Annotated in this window: 18 protein-coding genes and 1 rRNA gene; 18 read left to right on the top strand and 1 reads right to left on the bottom strand. The window is 65.6% G+C overall.

The genetic code is table 11. The features are described from left to right. The first annotated feature begins 144 nt into the window (after window positions 1-144). The 16 genes from rho (at window position 145) to A5681_RS23420 (ending at window position 14970) form a co-directional block, all read left to right on the top strand. Window positions 145-1977 carry a transcription termination factor Rho gene (rho, locus tag A5681_RS23495; RefSeq protein WP_067281270.1) on the top strand — a complete coding sequence of 611 codons (1833 nt, stop codon included), beginning with the start codon at window positions 145-147 and terminating at the stop codon, window positions 1975-1977. A gap of 182 nt (window positions 1978-2159) precedes the next feature. After that, window positions 2160-2390, top strand: coding sequence for a 50S ribosomal protein L31 (gene rpmE, locus A5681_RS23490; RefSeq protein ID WP_055402362.1), 231 nt, complete (start codon window positions 2160-2162; stop codon window positions 2388-2390). An 88-nt stretch (window positions 2391-2478) separates the two neighbouring features. Further along, the gene (gene prfA / locus A5681_RS23485) at window positions 2479-3552 is read left to right on the top strand and encodes a peptide chain release factor 1 (protein ID WP_067281268.1); all 1074 of its coding nucleotides are present in this window, start codon (window positions 2479-2481) and stop codon (window positions 3550-3552) included. Then, complete coding sequence (gene prmC / locus A5681_RS23480; RefSeq protein WP_067281261.1) at window positions 3549-4397, top strand: peptide chain release factor N(5)-glutamine methyltransferase; 849 nt, start codon at window positions 3549-3551, stop codon at window positions 4395-4397. Before prfA ends, prmC begins: the two co-directional genes overlap by 4 nt. Then, window positions 4390-5049, top strand: a complete 660-nt coding sequence (locus A5681_RS23475; protein ID WP_067281366.1) for an L-threonylcarbamoyladenylate synthase — start codon at window positions 4390-4392, stop codon at window positions 5047-5049. Before prmC ends, A5681_RS23475 begins: the two co-directional genes overlap by 8 nt. A gap of 28 nt (window positions 5050-5077) precedes the next feature. Beyond that, window positions 5078-6307, top strand: coding sequence for a glycosyltransferase family 4 protein (locus tag A5681_RS23470; RefSeq protein ID WP_067281363.1), 1230 nt, complete (start codon window positions 5078-5080; stop codon window positions 6305-6307). 218 nt (window positions 6308-6525) lie between these two features. Further along, a complete protein-coding gene (locus A5681_RS23465; protein WP_067281256.1) occupies window positions 6526-7011 on the top strand; it encodes an ATP synthase subunit I in 486 nt (161 codons plus the stop codon). Then, window positions 7004-7759 (top strand): F0F1 ATP synthase subunit A, encoded by a 756-nt coding sequence (gene atpB / locus A5681_RS23460; protein WP_067281249.1) that lies wholly within the window; start codon window positions 7004-7006, stop codon window positions 7757-7759. Before A5681_RS23465 ends, atpB begins: the two co-directional genes overlap by 8 nt. 81 nt (window positions 7760-7840) lie before the next feature. Beyond that, window positions 7841-8089, top strand: coding sequence for a F0F1 ATP synthase subunit C (locus tag A5681_RS23455; RefSeq protein WP_024636915.1), 249 nt, complete (start codon window positions 7841-7843; stop codon window positions 8087-8089). A gap of 9 nt (window positions 8090-8098) precedes the next feature. Continuing rightward, on the top strand, window positions 8099-8632 hold the full coding sequence (locus A5681_RS23450) for a F0F1 ATP synthase subunit B (RefSeq protein WP_067281245.1): 534 nt from the start codon (window positions 8099-8101) through the stop codon (window positions 8630-8632). A gap of 6 nt (window positions 8633-8638) precedes the next feature. Continuing rightward, on the top strand, window positions 8639-9979 hold the full coding sequence (locus A5681_RS23445) for a F0F1 ATP synthase subunit B/delta (RefSeq protein WP_067281243.1): 1341 nt from the start codon (window positions 8639-8641) through the stop codon (window positions 9977-9979). A gap of 58 nt (window positions 9980-10037) precedes the next feature. Beyond that, the gene (gene atpA / locus A5681_RS23440) at window positions 10038-11714 is read left to right on the top strand and encodes a F0F1 ATP synthase subunit alpha (protein WP_067281241.1); all 1677 of its coding nucleotides are present in this window, start codon (window positions 10038-10040) and stop codon (window positions 11712-11714) included. 6 nt (window positions 11715-11720) lie between these two features. Further along, on the top strand, window positions 11721-12629 hold the full coding sequence (locus tag A5681_RS23435; protein ID WP_067281235.1) for a F0F1 ATP synthase subunit gamma: 909 nt from the start codon (window positions 11721-11723) through the stop codon (window positions 12627-12629). Between the two features lie 23 nt (window positions 12630-12652). After that, window positions 12653-14119 (top strand): F0F1 ATP synthase subunit beta, encoded by a 1467-nt coding sequence (gene atpD / locus A5681_RS23430; protein ID WP_067281226.1) that lies wholly within the window; start codon window positions 12653-12655, stop codon window positions 14117-14119. Window positions 14120-14154: 35 nt separating this feature from the next. Continuing rightward, window positions 14155-14520, top strand: a complete 366-nt coding sequence (locus A5681_RS23425; RefSeq protein WP_067281220.1) for a F0F1 ATP synthase subunit epsilon — start codon at window positions 14155-14157, stop codon at window positions 14518-14520. Window positions 14521-14526: 6 nt separating this feature from the next. Next, window positions 14527-14970, top strand: coding sequence for a DUF2550 domain-containing protein (locus tag A5681_RS23420; protein ID WP_067281211.1), 444 nt, complete (start codon window positions 14527-14529; stop codon window positions 14968-14970). Between the two features lie 15 nt (window positions 14971-14985). Here A5681_RS23420 and A5681_RS23415 read toward each other — a convergent pair whose 3' ends face one another. Further along, window positions 14986-15570, bottom strand: a complete 585-nt coding sequence (locus A5681_RS23415; RefSeq protein ID WP_067281359.1) for a cob(I)yrinic acid a,c-diamide adenosyltransferase — start codon at window positions 15568-15570, stop codon at window positions 14986-14988. Between the two features lie 95 nt (window positions 15571-15665). Here A5681_RS23415 and murA point away from each other — a divergent pair, with 95 nt between their 5' ends. Next, window positions 15666-16919, top strand: coding sequence for a UDP-N-acetylglucosamine 1-carboxyvinyltransferase (gene murA, locus A5681_RS23410; RefSeq protein ID WP_067281208.1), 1254 nt, complete (start codon window positions 15666-15668; stop codon window positions 16917-16919). A gap of 358 nt (window positions 16920-17277) precedes the next feature. Next, window positions 17278-18806: ribosomal RNA gene (locus A5681_RS23405) — 16S ribosomal RNA — on the top strand. The last annotated feature ends 151 nt before the right edge of the window (window positions 18807-18957 follow it).

Below are 18957 nucleotides of genomic sequence, written 5' to 3'. Positions count from 1 at the left end.
TTCTTCTCGTGAACGAGGTTCGCCGCTTACTCCGCCGATTAAGGCGATCACCGTTGCAGAGTCGATATTTGGGCGCACTCGGCGATTTGCTGAATGCAACGAACCCCCCGGATGACCTGTTCAGCGGGGGAAGAAAGGAAATCCGTGACCGATACGGACTTGTTCACGGCTGACGCGAGCACCGACAGCAATGAGGTGTCGAACGCCGTGACCCCAGACACATCCGACGGCAAAACCAATGCCCCTGTGGGCTCCCTGTCCACCATGGTGCTTCCCGAACTGCGCGCGCTGGCTAACGAAGTCGGCGTCAAGGGGACGTCGGGCATGCGCAAGAACGAACTCATCGCCGCCATAAAGGAAATCAGGGGACAGTCCAACGGGACTTCCGCCCCCGCGGCGCCCGAAGAGAGCGGCAAGTCCGACACCGCCAGCGCCGAGGCGCCGGCCGGCGAGGACCACCAGAACGGTACGACCACCGAGGCGCCCCGCCGCGAACGGCGCAGCGCTTCCCGCGAGCCCGGAGCGGCCCGCGGCGGCGACGACTCCGACGGCGAGCGCTCCCGCAATCGCGAGGGCGCTGCCTCTTCGGAAGAGGACACCCGCCAGGGCGGCAAGCGTGACTCCCAGAGCGAGGAGCGCGGCCAGGACTCCGGTGGCGACCAAAGCGGTGATCAGCAGGGCTCTGGCGGCCAGCAAGGCCGTGGCGGCTCGAACCAGCAGGACGACGACGGCGAGGGCCGTCAGGGCCGCCGGGGGCGCCGTTTCCGCGATCGCAGGCGGCGCGGTGAGCGGTCCGGCGAGGGCGGCGACACCGAACTGCGCGAGGACGACGTGGTGCAGCCCGTCGCCGGCATCCTTGACGTGCTCGACAATTACGCGTTCGTGCGCACCTCCGGTTACCTGGCCGGCCCGCACGACGTCTACGTCTCGATGAACATGGTGCGCAAGAACGGCCTGCGCCGCGGTGACGCGGTGACCGGCGCGGTGCGCGTGCCCAAGGACGGCGAACAGCCCAACCAGCGGCAGAAGTTCAACCCGCTGGTGCGCCTGGACAGCGTCAACGGCGGTCCCGTCGAGGACGCCAAGAAGCGCCCCGACTTCTCCAAGCTGACGCCCCTGTACCCCAACCAGCGGCTTCGCCTGGAGACCACCCCCGACCGGCTGACCACCCGGGTCATCGACCTGATCATGCCGATCGGTAAGGGGCAGCGTGCGCTGATCGTGTCGCCGCCCAAGGCGGGTAAGACGACGATCCTGCAAGACATCGCCAACGCGATCACCCGCAACAACCCGGAATGCCACCTCATGGTCGTGCTCGTCGACGAGCGCCCTGAGGAGGTCACCGACATGACCCGCTCGGTCAAGGGCGAGGTCATCGCCTCCACCTTCGACCGGCCGCCGTCGGACCACACCTCGGTCGCGGAGTTGGCCATCGAACGCGCCAAGCGGCTCGTCGAGCAGGGCAAGGACGTCGTGGTGCTCCTCGACTCGATCACCCGCCTCGGCCGCGCCTACAACAACGCGTCGCCCGCGTCGGGCCGCATCCTGTCCGGTGGTGTCGACTCCACCGCGCTGTACCCGCCGAAGCGATTCCTGGGTGCGGCGCGAAACATCGAGGAGGGCGGATCGCTGACGATCATCGCCACCGCGATGGTCGAGACCGGCTCCACCGGTGACACGGTCATCTTCGAGGAGTTCAAGGGCACCGGTAACGCCGAGCTCAAGCTGGACCGCAAGATCTCCGAGCGTCGGGTCTTCCCGGCGGTCGACGTGAACCCCTCCGGTACCCGCAAGGACGAGCTGCTGCTCTCGCCGGACGAGTTCGCGATCGTGCACAAGCTGCGCCGCGTGCTGTCGGGTCTGGATTCCCACCAGGCCATCGACCTGCTGATGTCCCAGCTGCGCAAGACGAAGAACAACTACGAGTTCCTGGTGCAGGTCTCCAAGACCACGCCGGGATCGATGGACAACGACTAGCCCCATACTCGGCGCCGGGCACCGCGACACTTAAACCACGCACACGACACGCCGGCGCACGCCGCCATGGTTTAAGTTTCGGCGCGGCCCACGCGCCGGGAATGTGGACGGGTACCCCGTTGTTTTGGGACACAGTGGTTGACCTGGCATAATCGACGCTCGACAAGATCGAAGAGGACAGCATGAAATCTGACATTCACCCCGCTTACGGTGAGACCACCGTGCACTGCGGGTGCGGAAACACCTTCACCACGCGCAGCACCAAGCCCGGCGGCAACATCGTCGTCGAGGTGTGCTCGCAGTGCCACCCCTTCTACACCGGCAAGCAGAAGATTCTGGACAGCGGTGGCCGCGTGGCCCGCTTCGAGAAGCGGTACGGCAAGCGCAAGGGTGCGGACAACACCGACAAATAGCTGCATTGCCGACGCCCGAACTGTGCACGAGAGCACAGGCCGGGCGTCGGTCTGCGTTCGCGGCAATATGGCGGGCAGGAGGTGAGATATGACGCAGCCGGTGCAGACGATCGATGTGCTGCTGGCCGAACACGCCGAGCTCGAGCAACGGCTGGCGGATCCCGACCTGCACAGCAATCCCGCCGAGGCGCGCAAGGCCGGTCGCCGGTTCGCCCGGTTGGCCCCGATCGTCGCCACGTATCGCAAATTGGAGTCGGCGCGCGGCGATCTGGAGACCGCCCGGGAATTGGCCGCCGACGACGAATCTTTCGCCGACGAGGTGACCGAACTCGAGTCGCGGGTGGCCGATCTGGACACCCAACTGACCGACATGCTGGCGCCGCGCGACCCGCATGACGCCGACGACATCGTGCTCGAGGTCAAATCCGGTGAGGGCGGCGAGGAATCCGCGTTGTTCGCGGCAGACCTGGCCAGAATGTACATCCGCTATGCCGAGCGGCACGGCTGGAACGTCACCGTGCTGGACGAGACGACGTCGGATCTCGGCGGCTACAAGGACGCGACGCTGTCCATCGCCAGCAAGGGCGACTCCGCCGACGGGGTGTGGTCCCGAATGAAGTTCGAGGGCGGAGTGCACCGCGTGCAGCGCGTCCCGGTGACGGAATCCCAAGGCCGGGTGCATACTTCGGCGGCGGGCGTGCTGGTCTATCCCGAGCCCGAGGAAGTGGGCGAGGTCCAGATCGACGAGTCGGATCTGCGCATCGACGTGTACCGCTCGTCCGGCAAGGGCGGGCAGGGGGTGAACACCACCGACTCCGCGGTGCGGATCACGCATCTGCCCACCGGGATCGTGGTGACCTGTCAGAACGAACGCTCGCAGCTGCAGAACAAGACGCGCGCGCTGCAGGTGCTGGCCGCTCGCCTGCAGGCGCTGGCCGAAGAACAGGCGCTGGCCGACGCGTCGGCAGATCGGGCCAGCCAGATCCGGACCGTGGACCGCAGCGAACGAATCCGCACCTACAACTTCCCGGAGAACCGGATCACCGACCACCGGATCGGTTACAAGGCGCACAATCTCGATCAGGTGCTCGACGGGGACCTCGACGCGATGTTCGACGCGTTGGGCGCGGCCGACAAACAATCCCGGCTGCAACAGGCATGAGTGCCGTGCGGCGCGCGATCGATTCCGCTGCGGCGACGCTCGCCGAAGCGGGAATCGCCTCCGCGCGTTGGGATGCCGAGGAGCTGGCTGCGCATGTGACCGGCACCGAGCGGGGCCGGCTGGCCTTGCTCGATTCGCCCGGCGACGATTTCTACGGTCGCTACCACGATGTCGTGGCCGCGCGCTCGCGGCGGGTGCCGTTGCAGCATCTCACCGGCACGGCCGCGTTCGGACCGCTGATGCTGCAGGTCGGCCCCGGCGTCTTCATACCGCGCCCGGAGACCGAAGCCCTCTTGGCGTGGGTCGGCCAACAGCGCCTCCCTTCCCGGCCCGTGATCGTTGATCTGTGCACCGGATCCGGCGCGTTGGCGGTGGCGCTGGCCCAGCTGAACCCCGGGGCGCGGATCATCGCCGTCGACGACTCGGAGGCCGCCCTCGGATACGCGCGCCGCAACGCGGTGGGCACGGCGGTCGAACTCGTGCGGGCCGACGTCACCACGCCCGGCCTCCTGCCAGAACTGGACGGCGGTGTCGACGTGGTGGTGGCCAACCCGCCCTATGTGCCCGACGCCGCACCCGTGGAACCCGAAGTGGCTCAACATGATCCACACCACGCCGTATTCGGCGGCCCGGACGGGATGGCCGTGATCGCCCCGATCGTCGAGCTGGCCGGGCGCTGGCTGCGCCCGGGTGGCGTCTTCGCCGTCGAACACGACGACACCACCTCGGCGGAGACCGTCGAATTAGTGCGCGGGACAGCGCGTTTCGAAGAGATCGCGCAGCGTAAAGACCTGGCCGGACGGCCGAGATTCGTGACGGCACGAAGGGGTGGCGCCGGTGACTGAAGTCTTCGACTGCGCCGATCCTGACCAGCGTGCGCGCGGAATCGCCGCGGCGGCGGGCGCCATCAAGGGCGGCCGCCTGGTCGTCATGCCGACGGACACCGTCTACGGCATCGGCGCCGACGCCTTCAACAGCGCCGCGGTGACGGCCCTGCTCTCCGCGAAGGGGCGCGGCCGGGACATGCCGGTCGGCGTGCTGGTCGGCTCCTGGCACACCATCGAGGGCCTGGTCTACACCATGCCGGGCGGGGCGCGCGACCTGATCCGCGCGTTCTGGCCGGGCGCCCTGAGCCTGGTGGTGACGCAGGCGCCGTCGCTGCAATGGGACCTCGGCGACGCCCGCGGCACCGTGATGCTGCGGATGCCGCTGCACCCGGTGGCCATCGAGCTGCTGCGCGAGGTGGGGCCCATGGCGGTATCCAGTGCGAACGTCTCCGGCCGGCCGCCCGCCGTGAACGCCGACGAGGCCCGCAGTCAGCTCGGCGAGCTCGTCGACGTGTATCTCGACGCGGGGACGGCCGAGCAGCAGGCGGCGTCCACTATCGTCGACCTGACCGGTACCGCCCCGCGCATCCTGCGACCGGGTCCGGTGAGCGCCGAACGCATCGCCGAAGTGCTCGGGGTGGACGCCGAAAGCCTGACCGCCCAGGCCTGACCGGAGCGGTTCCCTCGTTGCCAGGTTGGTGCAGTACGGTCTCGACGTGTCCAGCGACCCGGCCAGCGACGTAGCCAACCTCGCCAACGGCCTGCTCGCCCTGTCCGACCGCGGCGCCGGTGTCCCGCTGCGCGAGCTCGCCCTCGTGGGTCTGACCGCTGCGATCATCACCTACTTCGCGACCGGTCCCGTGCGCGTGCTCGCCACCCGGCTGGGCGCCGTCGCCTATCCGCGGGAACGCGACGTGCACGTGACCCCGACCCCACGCATGGGCGGGCTGGCGATGTTCCTCGGCGTCATCTCGGCCGTCTTCTTGGCGTCGCAGCTTCCGGCGCTGACCCGCGGCTTCGTCTATTCGACGGGCATGCCGGCGGTGCTGGTGGCCGGCGCGGTGATCATGGGCATCGGGCTCATCGACGACCGCTGGGGCCTGGACGCCCTGACGAAGTTCGCCGGCCAGATCACCGCGGCGAGCGTGCTGGTCACAATGGGGGTGGCCTGGAGCGTCCTCTACATACCGATCGGCGGCGTCGGCACGATCGTGCTCGACCAGGCCTCGTCGATCCTGCTCACGCTGGCGCTGACCGTGTCCATCGTGAACGCGATGAACTTCGTCGACGGGCTGGACGGACTGGCCGCGGGGCTGGGGCTGATTACCGCGCTGGCGATCTGCATGTTCTCGGTCGGCCTGCTGCGCGACCACGGCGGCGATGTCCTCTTCTATCCGCCTGCCGTGATCTCCGTGGTGTTGGCGGGGGCGTGTCTGGGCTTCCTGCCGCACAACTTTCATCGCGCCAAGATCTTCATGGGTGATTCCGGCTCGATGCTGATCGGCCTGATGCTCGCCGCGGCCTCGACCACCGCCGCCGGCCCTGTCTCGCAGAACGCCTACGGTGCGCGCGACGTGTTCGCCCTGTTGTCGCCGTTCCTGCTGGTCGTGGCGGTCATGTTCGTGCCGATGCTGGATTTGCTGCTGGCGATCGTGCGCCGCACCCGTGCGGGCCGCAGCGCGTTCAGCCCCGACAAGATGCACCTGCACCACCGCCTGCTGCAGATCGGGCATTCGCACCGCCGGGTGGTGCTGCTGATCTACCTCTGGGTGGGCATTGTGGCGTTCGGCGCCGCCAGCACGATTTTCTTCAACCCGCGTGACACCGCCGCGGTGATGCTGGGCGCCATCGTGGTGGCCGGCATCGCGACCGCGATCCCGCTCATGCGCCGGCGCGACGAGTACGAAGACAGCGACTACGACAGCTAGTAGTAGTGGCCCTCGCCGTATGGTACGGTGCAGGTAGAACCCCAAAAAGCCGCACAGATCGCCGGTCCGTCGGGCGCCGTTCCGATCGGGTGGGTTGAGGACTCGCGTCGGGTGATACCCCTTGGGTGGATCCACTGTGACGTGCGATACGCTCGGCGGGCCACCGATCAGTCGGTCGGGGGACTCCCGCTTCACCAACTTGGGATTGAGGTGCTGCAGTGACGACACCAGCGCAGGACGCGCCGTTGGTGTTCCCCTCTGTTGCGTTCCGACCGGTCCGCTTGTTGGTCCTCAGCATCGCCGTCACCGCGGTGGCGGTTGCCGCCGCCGGATTCACCGGCCACCTGATGGTCGGGGTGTTCTTCGGCGTCGGGTTGCTGCTTGGTTTGCTCAACGCCCTGCTGGTGCGTCGTTCCGTCGCGTCGATCACCGCCAAAGAGCATCCGATGAAGAGCACGATGGCGCTGAATTCGGCCACCCGGCTGGCCGTCATCACGGTTATCGGGCTGATCATCGCCTACATCTTCCGGCCCGCGGGCCTGGGCGTCGTGTTCGGCTTGGCGCTGTTCCAGGTCTTGCTGGTGGCGTCGACGGCTCTTCCGGTGTGGAAGAAGCTGCGCGCCGGCGACTGGGCCGACGACTCCGCGGGCGGGGCGATGGCGGGATCGGAAGGCACGGAAGGAAAGAACAGCACCGATGACTGAGACGACGTTCCTGGCCGCCGCGATCGAGGTTGGCGAGCACAACCAAGCCAAGTGGCTCGGGCTGACCGTCAACACCGACACGATCCTGTCGACCGCGATCGCCGCGGTGATCGTCTTGGCGCTGGCCTTCTTTCTGCGCGCGAAGATCACATCGACCGGCGTCCCCAGCGGCGTGCAACTCTTCTGGGAGGCCATCACCGTCCAGATGCGCGATCAAATCGAGAGCGCGGTCGGGATGCGGATCGCGCCGTTCGTATTGCCTTTGGCGGTCACCATTTTCGTGTTCATCCTGATCTCCAACTGGCTGTCGGTGCTTCCGCTGCAATACACGGACAAGTCCGGGCACACCACCGAGCTGCTGAAGTCGGCGGCCGCAGACATCAACTACGTTCTGGCCCTGGCCCTCTTCGTGTTCGTCTGCTACCACGTGGCGGGCATCTGGCGCCGCGGCATCGTCGGCCACCCGCTCGCGGTGCTCAAGGGCCACGTGGCGTTCCTGGCGCCGATCAACCTCGTCGAAGAGCTCGCCAAGCCGATCTCGTTGTCGCTCCGACTTTTCGGCAACATCTTCGCCGGCGGCATCCTGGTCGCGCTGATCGCGCTCTTCCCGCCGTACATCATGTGGGCACCCAACGCCATCTGGAAGGCCTTCGACCTCTTCGTCGGGGCGATCCAGGCGTTCATCTTCTCGATCTTGACGATCCTCTACTTCAGCCAAGCGATGGAGATCGAGGAACATCATGACTGAGACAACCAATTGCTTTGTCCCACACACCATTACAGAGGCCTGGTAGACCGCTACCAGCTATCAAGGAGGATAAGAATGGCTCTGGACCCCCAAGTCGCTGCCGCTGCGCTCATCGGCGGTGGACTCATCATGGGCGGTGGCGCGATCGGCGCCGGTATCGGTGACGGTATTGCCGGTAACGCGCTGGTCTCCGGCATCGCCCGTCAGCCCGAGGCGCAAGGTCGGCTGTTCACGCCGTTCTTCATCACCGTCGGTCTGGTTGAGGCCGCCTACTTCATCAACCTGGCCTTCATGGCGCTGTTCGTGTTCGCCACACCCGTCGGCACCTAGTTCGCTGTGATGGGTGACGCGGGTCTGAGCGTTCTGGCATCCAGCCAGGTGATGGCCGAGGGAGGCAACAACTTCCTCGTTCCCAACGGCACGTTCTTCTTCGTGCTGGCCATCTTCCTGATCGTGCTGGCCGTCATCGGCACCTTCGTGGTGCCGCCGGTCATGCGGGTGTTGCGCGAGCGCGACAACATGGTTGCCAAGACGGCCGCCGACAACAAGAAGGCGACCGAGCAGTTCGACGCCGCCAAGGCTGACTATGAGGAAGCCCTGACGGAGGGCCGGGTCAAGGCGTCGTCGCTGCGCGACAACGCCCGCGCCGAGGGCCGTAAGGTGGTCGAAGACGCGCGCGCCCGTGCCGAGCAGCAGGTGATGTCGACGTTGCAAATGGCATCCGAGCAATTGAAGCGGGAGAGAGACGCCGTGGAACTGGATCTGCGCGCCAACGTGGCGGGCATGTCGGCGACGCTGGCCAGCCGGATCCTCGGCGTCGAGGTGACCCCGGCTACCACCGCCACGTCCGCAACCGGGAAGTCTGGACGGTAATCGCGCATGTCGACTTTCATCGGGCAGTTGATCGGATTCGCGGCCATCGTGCTTCTGGTCGTGCGGTACGTCGTGCCGCCGGTGCGTCGTCTGATGGCCGCTCGTCAAGAGGCCGTGCGCCAGCAGCTGAAAGACTCTGCGGCGGCGGCGGAACGGTTGAAAGAGTCGACGACGGCCCACAGCAACGCCGTGGAGTCCGCCAAGGCCGAGGCCGAACGGCTCGTCGAAGAAGCTCAGACCGATGCTGGGCGCATCGCCGAACAGTTCCGGGCCCAGGCAGAGGCGGAATTCGAACGCATCACCGCACAGGGCGGCCGCCAGGTCGACTTGCTGCGCACACAGCTCAGCCGCCAGCTCCGCCTGGAGCTCGGCCACGAGGCGGTGCGCCAGGCGGGCGAGTTAGTGCGGAACTACGTCGCCGACCCCGAGCAGCAGGCCGGCACCGTCGACCGCTTCCTGGACGACCTCGAAGCGATGGCCCCGGCGCCCGCGGAGGTCGAGTACCCGCTGCTGGCCAAGATGCGCTCCGCGAGCCGGGTGGCAGTGGCCGGTCTGGCGGAGCAATTCAGCGACATCGCCAAAGACCTTGACAACAGGGCACTTTCCAACCTCTCGGCCGAGCTCGTTTCGGTCGCCGAGATGCTGGACCGGGAGATCGTCGTCACCCGGTATTTGACCGTGCCCGCCGAGGACGCGGGGCCCCGCGTCCGGCTGATCGAGCGGCTGGTCTCGGGCAAGGTGTCCGACGCCACGCTCGACGTCCTGCGTCTGGCCGTGTCGGAACGTTGGTCGGCCAACTCCGATTTGGTCGACGCGATCGAGCACATCTCGCGGCAGGCATTGCTCGAAGTCGCCGAACGGGAGAACAAGGTCGACGACATCGAAGACCAGCTGTTCCGGTTCGCCCGCATCCTGGACGCGCAGCCGCGACTCGCCATCCTGTTGGGCGACTACGGCATGCCGGTGGAAGGCCGGATCGACCTGCTGCGCAAGGTGCTTGACAGCTCCAGCGGCAGGGTGGACCCGATCGTGGTGGCGCTGTTGACCCAGACCGTCCGACTGCTCAGGGGTGAGTCGGCCGAGGAGGCCATCCAGTTCTTGGCGAAAGTCGCGGTGGCACGCCGCGGCGAGATCGTCGCGCAGGTCAGTGCGGCCGCCGAACTCAGCGACTCCCAGCGCTCTCGCCTCACCGACGTGCTCGGCCGCATCTACGGTCATCCGGTGACGGTGCAGCTGCAGACCTCCGAGGAGTTGCTGGGCGGCCTGCTCATCTCCGTGGCGGACGAAGTGATTGACGGGACACTCGCTTCGCGCCTCGCCGCTGCCCAGGCCCAATTGCCCGACTGACCCGACCACTCCCCATAACCGCACGCGATACCCAGATCAAGTAGGAAGACGAAAAGCCATGGCCGAGTTGACAATCTCCGCTGATGACATCCAGAGCGCCATCGAGGAGTACGTAGACTCTTTCACCTCCGATACCTCCCGCGAAGAGGTCGGCACCGTCGTCGAGGCCGGGGACGGCATCGCGCACGTCGAAGGCCTGCCCTCCGTCATGACCCAGGAACTGCTCGAGTTCCCCGGTGGGGTCCTCGGCGTCGCGCTGAACCTCGACGAGCACAGCGTCGGCGCGGTGATCCTGGGTGACTTCGAGAAAATCGAAGAGGGGCAACAGGTCAAGCGCACCGGTGAGGTGCTGTCGGTGCCCGTCGGTGACGCGTTCCTGGGGCGCGTCGTCAACCCGCTCGGCCACCCCATCGACGGTCGCGGAGACATCGACACCGACATTCGCCGCGCGCTGGAGATCCAGGCGCCGTCGGTGGTGCAGCGGCAAAGCGTGAGCGAGCCGCTGCAGACCGGCATCAAGGCCATCGACGCGATGACCCCGATCGGTCGCGGCCAGCGTCAGCTGATCATCGGCGACCGCAAGACCGGCAAGACGGCCGTCTGCGTCGACACGATCCTCAACCAGCGCGAAAACTGGGAAAGCGGCGACGAGAAGAAGCAGGTCCGCTGCGTCTATGTGGCGATCGGCCAAAAGGGCACCACGATCGCCTCGGTCCGTCGGGCGCTCGAAGAGGGCGGCGCGATGGACTACACCACCATCGTCGCGGCCCCGGCTTCCGACTCCGCCGGCTTCAAATGGCTTGCGCCGTACACCGGTTCGGCGATCGCCCAGCATTGGATGTACGACGGCAAGCACGTGCTGATCGTCTTCGACGACCTGAGCAAGCAGGCCGAGGCGTACCGCGCGATCTCGCTGCTGCTGCGCCGCCCGCCGGGTCGCGAGGCCTACCCCGGCGACGTGTTCTACCTACACTCGCGGCTGCTGGAGCGCTGCGCGAAGCTCTCCGATGACCTCGGGGGCGGGTCGCTGACCGGTCTGCCGATCATCGAGACGAAGGCCAACGACATCTCGGCCTACATCCCGACCAACGTCATCTCGATCACCGACGGGCAGTGCTTCCTGGAATCCGATCTGTTCAACCAGGGTGTGCGTCCCGCCATCAACGTTGGTGTGTCGGTGTCCCGCGTGGGTGGTGCGGCACAGATCAAGGCCATGAAAGAGGTCGCCGGCTCGCTGCGTCTGGACCTGTCGCAGTACCGCGAGCTGGAATCGTTCGCGGCCTTCGCCTCGGACCTGGATGCGACCTCCAAGGCGCAGCTGGAGCGCGGCGAACGGCTGGTCGAGCTGCTCAAGCAGCCGCAGTACCAGCCGATGCCGGTTGAGGAGCAGGTGGTTTCGATCTTCCTGGGCACCGGCGGCCACCTGGACTCCGTGCCGGTCGAGGACGTCAGGCGCTTCGAAACCGAGTTGCTGGACCACATGCGGGCCTCGGAGGAGAACTTCCTGGCCGGTATCCGCGACAGCGGAAAGCTCTCCGAAGAGGGCGAGAACCAGCTGACCGAGATCATCAACAACTTCAAGAAGGGGTTCGCCGCCACGGGCGGCGGGTCGGTGGTACCCGACGAGCACGTCGAGCCCCTGGACGAAGAGGATCTCGAAAAGGAGTCGGTCCAGGTCAAGAAAGAGAAGCCAAAGGACAAGAAGGACTCCAAGAACGGCAAGGACAAGAAGTAGCTAACAATGGCTGCCACACTTCGCGAATTACGCGGGCGGATTCGCTCCGCGGGGTCGATCAAGAAGATCACCAAGGCCCAGGAGATGATCGCGACATCGCGCATCGGCAAGGCGCAGGCTCGGCTCGACGCCGCCAGGCCGTACGCGTTCCAGATCACCGCGATGCTGACCACGCTGTCGTCCGAAGCCGCCCTGGACCACCCGTTGCTGGTCGAGCGAGAGGAACCCAGGCGGGCCGGCGTTTTGGTGGTGTCCTCCGACCGCGGATTGTGCGGGGCGTACAACTCCAGCATCTTCCGTCGGGCCGAGGAGCTTTTCTCCCTGCTGAGGGAGGAAGGCAAGACGCCGGTCGTGTACACGGTTGGCCGGAAGGCGCTGAACTACTTCAAGTTCCGCAACTGGGACATCACCGAATCGTGGACCGGCTTCTCCGAGCAGCCCCAGTACGAGAACGCCGCGGAGATCGCCTCGACGCTGGTCGAGACGTTCATGAAGGGGGCGGGTGACGACGAGTCATCCGAGGACCAGGGCGTCGACGAACTGCACATCGTCTATTCGGAGTTCAAGTCGATGATGTCGCAAGCCGCGGCGGCCCACCGCATCGCTCCGCTGGTCGTCGAGTACGTCGAGGACACCGACGAACTGCACACGTTGTATTCGTTCGAGCCGGACGCGACAACGCTTTTCGAGTCGCTGCTGCCTCGGTACGTGACGACCCGCGTCTACGCCGCGCTACTGGAATCGGCGGCGTCGGAGCTCGCGTCACGCCAACGGGCGATGAAGTCGGCAACCGACAACGCGGACGACCTGATTAAGGAACTGACGCTGATGGCGAACCGCGAGCGGCAGGCCCAAATCACCCAAGAGATCAGCGAAATCGTCGGCGGTGCAAACGCACTCGCCGACGCTCAGTAGCACACGAGGAAGAGAAGAAGAATATGGCCGCTTCTACTGGAACCGCCGAGAAGACTGACAAGTCCACCAAGTCCGAGACCAGCGGCCGCGTGGTGCGGATCACCGGCCCCGTGGTGGACGTCGAGTTCCCGCGCGGATCCGTACCGGAACTGTTCAACGCGCTCAACGCCGAGATCACGTTCGAGGAACTCAAGAAGACCCTCACCCTGGAGGTCGCACAGCACCTCGGTGACAACCTGGTCCGCACGATTTCGTTGCAGCCCACCGACGGCCTCGTCCGGGGCGTCGAGGTGACCGACAGCGGCAAGCCGATCTCGGTGCCGGTCGGCCAGGAGGTCAAGGGCCACGTCTTCAACGCGCTGGGCGACTGCCTCGACAAGCCGGGGTACGGCCAGGACTTCGAGCACTGGTCGATCCACCGCAAGCCGCCGGCCTTCGAAGAGCTCGAGCCCCGCACCGAAATGTTGGAGACCGGGCTGAAGGTCGTGGACCTGCTCACCCCGTACGTGCGAGGCGGCAAGATCGCACTGTTCGGCGGTGCCGGCGTCGGTAAAACGGTGCTGATCCAGGAGATGATCAACCGTATCGCCCGGAACTTCGGTGGTACTTCGGTTTTCGCCGGCGTGGGCGAGCGCACCCGCGAGGGCAACGACCTCTGGGTCGAACTCAAAGAAGCCGACGTGCTCAAGGACACCGCGCTGGTGTTCGGTCAGATGGACGAGCCGCCCGGCACCCGTATGCGGGTGGCGCTGTCGGCGCTGACGATGGCCGAGTGGTTCCGCGACGAGGCCGGCCAGGACGTGCTGCTGTTCATCGACAACATCTTCCGCTTCACGCAGGCCGGATCCGAGGTCTCCACGCTGCTCGGCCGCATGCCGTCGGCGGTGGGTTACCAGCCCACGCTGGCCGACGAGATGGGTGAGCTGCAGGAACGCATCACCTCGACACGGGGCCGTTCGATCACGTCCATGCAGGCCGTGTACGTGCCCGCCGACGACTACACCGACCCCGCGCCCGCGACCACGTTCGCCCACCTGGACGCCACCACCGAGCTGTCGCGTTCGGTGTTCTCCAAGGGCATCTTCCCGGCGGTGGACCCGCTGGCGTCGAGCTCGACCATCCTGGACCCGAGTGTCGTCGGCGACGAGCACTACCGGGTCGCGCAGGAAGTCATCCGAATCCTGCAGCGGTACAAGGACCTTCAGGACATCATCGCGATCCTCGGTATCGACGAGCTCTCGGAAGAGGACAAGCAGCTGGTGCAGCGCGCGCGGCGCATCGAGCGGTTCCTCTCGCAGAACATGATGGCGGCCGAGCAGTTCACGGGCCAGCCGGGTTCCACCGTGCCGTTGAAGGAGACCATCGAGGCGTTCGACCGCCTGTCCAAGGGCGACTTCGACCACATCCCGGAGCAGGCCTTCTTCCTGATCGGCGGCCTCGACGACCTGGCGAAGAAGGCCGAAAGCTTCGGCGCCAAGTTGGAATCCTGAGGACTGAGCGCTAAGGCTCTGAAAGGCTCTGTGGCATGGCGGAATTGAACGTCGAGATAGTCGCCGTCGACCGGAAGATCTGGTCGGGTGAGGCAACGTTTTTGTTCACCCGCACCACCGTCGGCGAGATCGGCATCCTGCCCCGGCACATCCCGATTGTCGCCCAGTTGGTCGACGACGCGATGGTGCGGGTCGAGCGCGAAGGCGAAGACGATCTGCGGGTCGCCATCGAAGGCGGCTTCCTGTCGGTCACCGAGGAGACGGTGACCGTGCTGGCCGAGTCCGCCGCGTTCGAGTCCGAGATCGACGAGAGCGCCGCCAGGGAGGATTCGGAGTCCGACGACCCACGCATCGCGGCGCGGGGGCGCGGCAGATTGCGCGCCGTCGGCGCGATCGACTAGCCGACGATGAGCGCGCCCATGGTTGGCATGGTCGTGCTCGTTGTCGTCCTGGCGGGCGCGGTTGTCGCGCTGAGTTATCGGTTGTGGAAGCTGCGTCAGGGCGGCACCGCGGGGATCATGCGCGACATTCCCGCGGTCGGGGGCCACGGCTGGCGCCACGGTGTGATTCGTTACCGCGGCGGCGAGGCCGCGTTCTACCGGCTGTCCAGCCTGCGTCTGTGGCCGGACCGCCGCCTCAGCCGCAGGGGAGTGGAGATCGTGGCCCGCCGCGCCCCGCGCGGGGACGAATTCGACATCATGACCGACGAGATCGTCGTGCTGGAGCTGCGCGACACGACGCAGGACCGCAGGGCCGGCTACGAGATCGCGCTGGACAAGGGGGCGCTGACGGCCTTCTTGTCGTGGCTGGAGTCCCGCCCGTCGCCGCGCGCTCGTCGTCGCAGCGTCTAGGCCTTGGGCGGCAAGCTAACTCGCGTCGGGCGCGCCGCCGCCCGGCTTCCAGAGCACATCGCCGTCGGGATTGGCCGCGCGCGCGAGGATGAAAAGTAGATCCGAGAGGCGGTTCAAGTACTTCGCCGGCAGGACGTTGACCTGCTGCGGCGCGGCATCGATAGCCGCCCACGCCGACCGTTCCGCACGACGGACGATCGTGCGGGCGACGTGCAGCAGCGCTGAGAGCGGCGAACCACCGGGCAGCACAAAAGAATTCAGCGCCGGCAGGTTTTCGTTGTATTTGTCACACCAGCCCTCGAGCCGGTCGATGTAGGGCTGGGTGACCCGAAGCGGGGGGTGCTCGGGGTTCTCCACCACCGGCGTCGACAGATCCGCCCCGGCGTCGAACAAATCGTTCTGGATCTGCCGCAGCACGCCGGCGGTCTCGTCGTCGGGCTGACCCAAGGCGATCGCGACACCGATCGCCGAGTTCGCCTCGTCACAATCCGCGTATGCGACCAGGCGCGGATCGTTCTTGGAGACCCGCGAAAAGTCGCTCAACCCCGTCGTGCCGTCGTCACCGGTCCGGGTATAGATGCGGGTCAGGTGTATCGCCATGAGCATGACGGTACTGCGGGGCAAGGCGGGGCGGCGCCTTGGCTTGGCTGATGGCTTGACTGACAACCCGATACCGCTTCACTAGACTGACGCGGGTGGCAGAGCGATTCGTGGTGACCGGAGGCAACCGGTTGTCCGGCGAAGTCGCAGTGGGGGGCGCCAAGAACAGCGTGCTCAAGCTGATGGCCGCGGCGCTGTTGGCCGAAGGCACCAGCACCATCACCAACTGCCCCGACATCCTTGACGTGCCGTTGATGGCCGAGGTGCTGCGCGGCCTGGGCGCCACCGTCGAGCTCGACGGCGACGTCGCCCGAATCACCTCGCCCGACGAGCCGAAATACGACGCCGACTTCGCCGCGGTGCGCCAGTTCCGGGCGTCGGTCTGCGTGCTCGGGCCGCTGGTCGGCCGGTGCAAGCGCGCCCGGGTCGCGCTCCCGGGCGGTGACGCAATCGGGTCTCGGCCGCTGGACATGCACCAGGCGGGCCTGCGCCAACTGGGCGCGCAGTGCAACATCGAGCACGGCTGCGTCGTCGCTCAGGCCGACACGTTGCGCGGTGCGGAGATCCAGCTCGAGTTCCCATCGGTGGGCGCCACCGAGAACATCCTGATGGCCGCCGTGCTGGCCGAGGGCGTCACCACGATTCACAACGCGGCGCGCGAACCCGACGTCGTGGACCTGTGCACCATGCTGAATCAGATGGGCGCACAGGTCGAAGGCGCCGGTTCGCCCACGATGACCATCACCGGCGTCCCGCGGCTGCACCCCACCGAGCACCGGGTGATCGGGGACCGCATCGTCGCGGCCACCTGGGGCATCGCCGCCGCGATGACCCGCGGCGACATCTCGGTGACGGGCGTCGACCCGGCCCACCTGCAGGTGGTGCTGCACAAGTTGCACGACGCCGGCGCGACGGTCACCCAAACGGACAACAGCTTTCGGATCACCCAGTACGAACGGCCCAAGGCCGTTAACGTGGCGACCTTGCCGTTCCCCGGGTTTCCCACCGACCTGCAGCCGATGGCGATCGCGCTGGCGTCGATCGCCGACGGGACGTCGATGATCACGGAGAACGTCTTCGAGGCGCGGTTCCGTTTCGTCGAAGAAATGATCCGGCTGGGTGCCGACGCCCGCACGGACGGCCACCATGCCGTCGTGCGCGGCCTGCCGCAGTTGTCCAGCGCGCCGGTGTGGTGTTCCGATATCCGGGCCGGCGCCGGACTGGTTCTGGCGGGGCTCGTCGCCGACGGTGACACCGAGGTTCACGATGTCTTCCACATCGATCGCGGCTACCCGTTGTTCGTCGAAAACCTGGCGATTTTGGGAGCGGAGATCGAGCGGGTAGAGTAACCAAAGTCAGTGCCCCGCAGGGGCGGTCGCCACACCAGGTGACCGACACCCCGGGCTCTTGACTCCCTCGCTGGATTGGTACTAGCCTGGCACGGCTGCTCCCGACACGGTCTCTGGAAGACCGAAACTGGGAGTTGACTCCACTGCCGGACTTGTATTAAGCTGGCAGGGTTGCCCAAAACGGGCGAAACAAGTGTTGTTTGAGAACTCAATAGTGTGTTTGGTCTTTTTATTTGTTGTTGTTTTTTTGGCCATACCTAGCACTCCCCGTGTGTGGGTATGGCAATTTTTGATGCCAGTTATTGGCGTCTTGTCAGGTATCTCTGATTTGAATTCACCTCGTTCTGCGAGGAGATTTTGTTTGGAGAGTTTGATCCTGGCTCAGGACGAACGCTGGCGGCGTGCTTAACACATGCAAGTCGAACGGAAAGGCCCCTTCGGGGGTACTCGAGTGGCGAACGGGTGAGTAACACGTGGGCAATCTGCCCTGCACTTCGGGATAAGCCTGGGAAACTGGGTCTAATACCGGATAGGACCACTTGGCGCATGCCTTGTGGTGGAAAGCTTTTGCGGTGTGGGATGGGCCCGCGGCCTATCAGCTTGTTGGTGGGGTGATGGCCTACCAAGGCGACGACGGGTAGCCGGCCTGAGAGGGTGTCCGGCCACACTGGGACTGAGATACGGCCCAGACTCCTACGGGAGGCAGCAGTGGGGAATATTGCACAATGGGCGCAAGCCTGATGCAGCGACGCCGCGTGGGGGATGACGGCCTTCGGGTTGTAAACCTCTTTCACCATCGACGAAGGCTCACTTCGTGAGTTGACGGTAGGTGGAGAAGAAGCACCGGCCAACTACGTGCCAGCAGCCGCGGTAATACGTAGGGTGCGAGCGTTGTCCGGAATTACTGGGCGTAAAGAGCTCGTAGGTGGTTTGTCGCGTTGTTCGTGAAATCTCACGGCTTAACTGTGAGCGTGCGGGCGATACGGGCAGACTAGAGTACTGCAGGGGAGACTGGAATTCCTGGTGTAGCGGTGGAATGCGCAGATATCAGGAGGAACACCGGTGGCGAAGGCGGGTCTCTGGGCAGTAACTGACGCTGAGGAGCGAAAGCGTGGGGAGCGAACAGGATTAGATACCCTGGTAGTCCACGCCGTAAACGGTGGGTACTAGGTGTGGGTTTCCTTCCTTGGGATCCGTGCCGTAGCTAACGCATTAAGTACCCCGCCTGGGGAGTACGGCCGCAAGGCTAAAACTCAAAGGAATTGACGGGGGCCCGCACAAGCGGCGGAGCATGTGGATTAATTCGATGCAACGCGAAGAACCTTACCTGGGTTTGACATGCACAGGACGCGTCTAGAGATAGGCGTTCCCTTGTGGCCTGTGTGCAGGTGGTGCATGGCTGTCGTCAGCTCGTGTCGTGAGATGTTGGGTTAAGTCCCGCAACGAGCGCAACCCTTGTCTCATGTTGCCAGCGGGTAATGCCGGGGACTCGTGAGAGACTGCCGGGGTCAACTCGGAGGAAGGTGGGGATGACGTCAAGTCATCATGCCCCTTATGTCCAGGGCTTCACACATGCTACAATGGCCGGTACAAAGGGCTGCGATGCCGTAAGGTTAAGCGAATCCTTTTAAAGCCGGTCTCAGTTCGGATCGGGGTCTGCAACTCGACCCCGTGAAGTCGGAGTCGCTAGTAATCGCAGATCAGCAACGCTGCGGTGAATACGTTCCCGGGCCTTGTACACACCGCCCGTCACGTCATGAAAGTCGGTAACACCCGAAGCCAGTGGCCTAACCCTTTGGGAGGGAGCTGTCGAAGGTGGGATCGGCGATTGGGACGAAGTCGTAACAAGGTAGCCGTACCGGAAGGTGCGGCTGGATCACCTCCTTTCTAAGGAGCACCACGAAAAGCACTCCAATTGGTGGGGTGCGAGCCGTGAGGGGTCCTCGCCTGTAGTGGGCGGGGGCCGGGTGCACAACAGCAAATGATTGCCAGACACACTATTGGGCCCTGAGGCAACACTCGGCCAGTCCGTGTGGTT

The sequence above is a fragment of the Mycobacterium scrofulaceum genome, assembly GCF_001667885.1.
Classification (GTDB): Bacteria; Actinomycetota; Actinomycetes; order Mycobacteriales; family Mycobacteriaceae; genus Mycobacterium; species Mycobacterium scrofulaceum_C.
The sequence above is the reverse complement of the archived record's forward strand: the minus strand, read 5'-3'. Positions and strand labels throughout refer to the sequence as shown.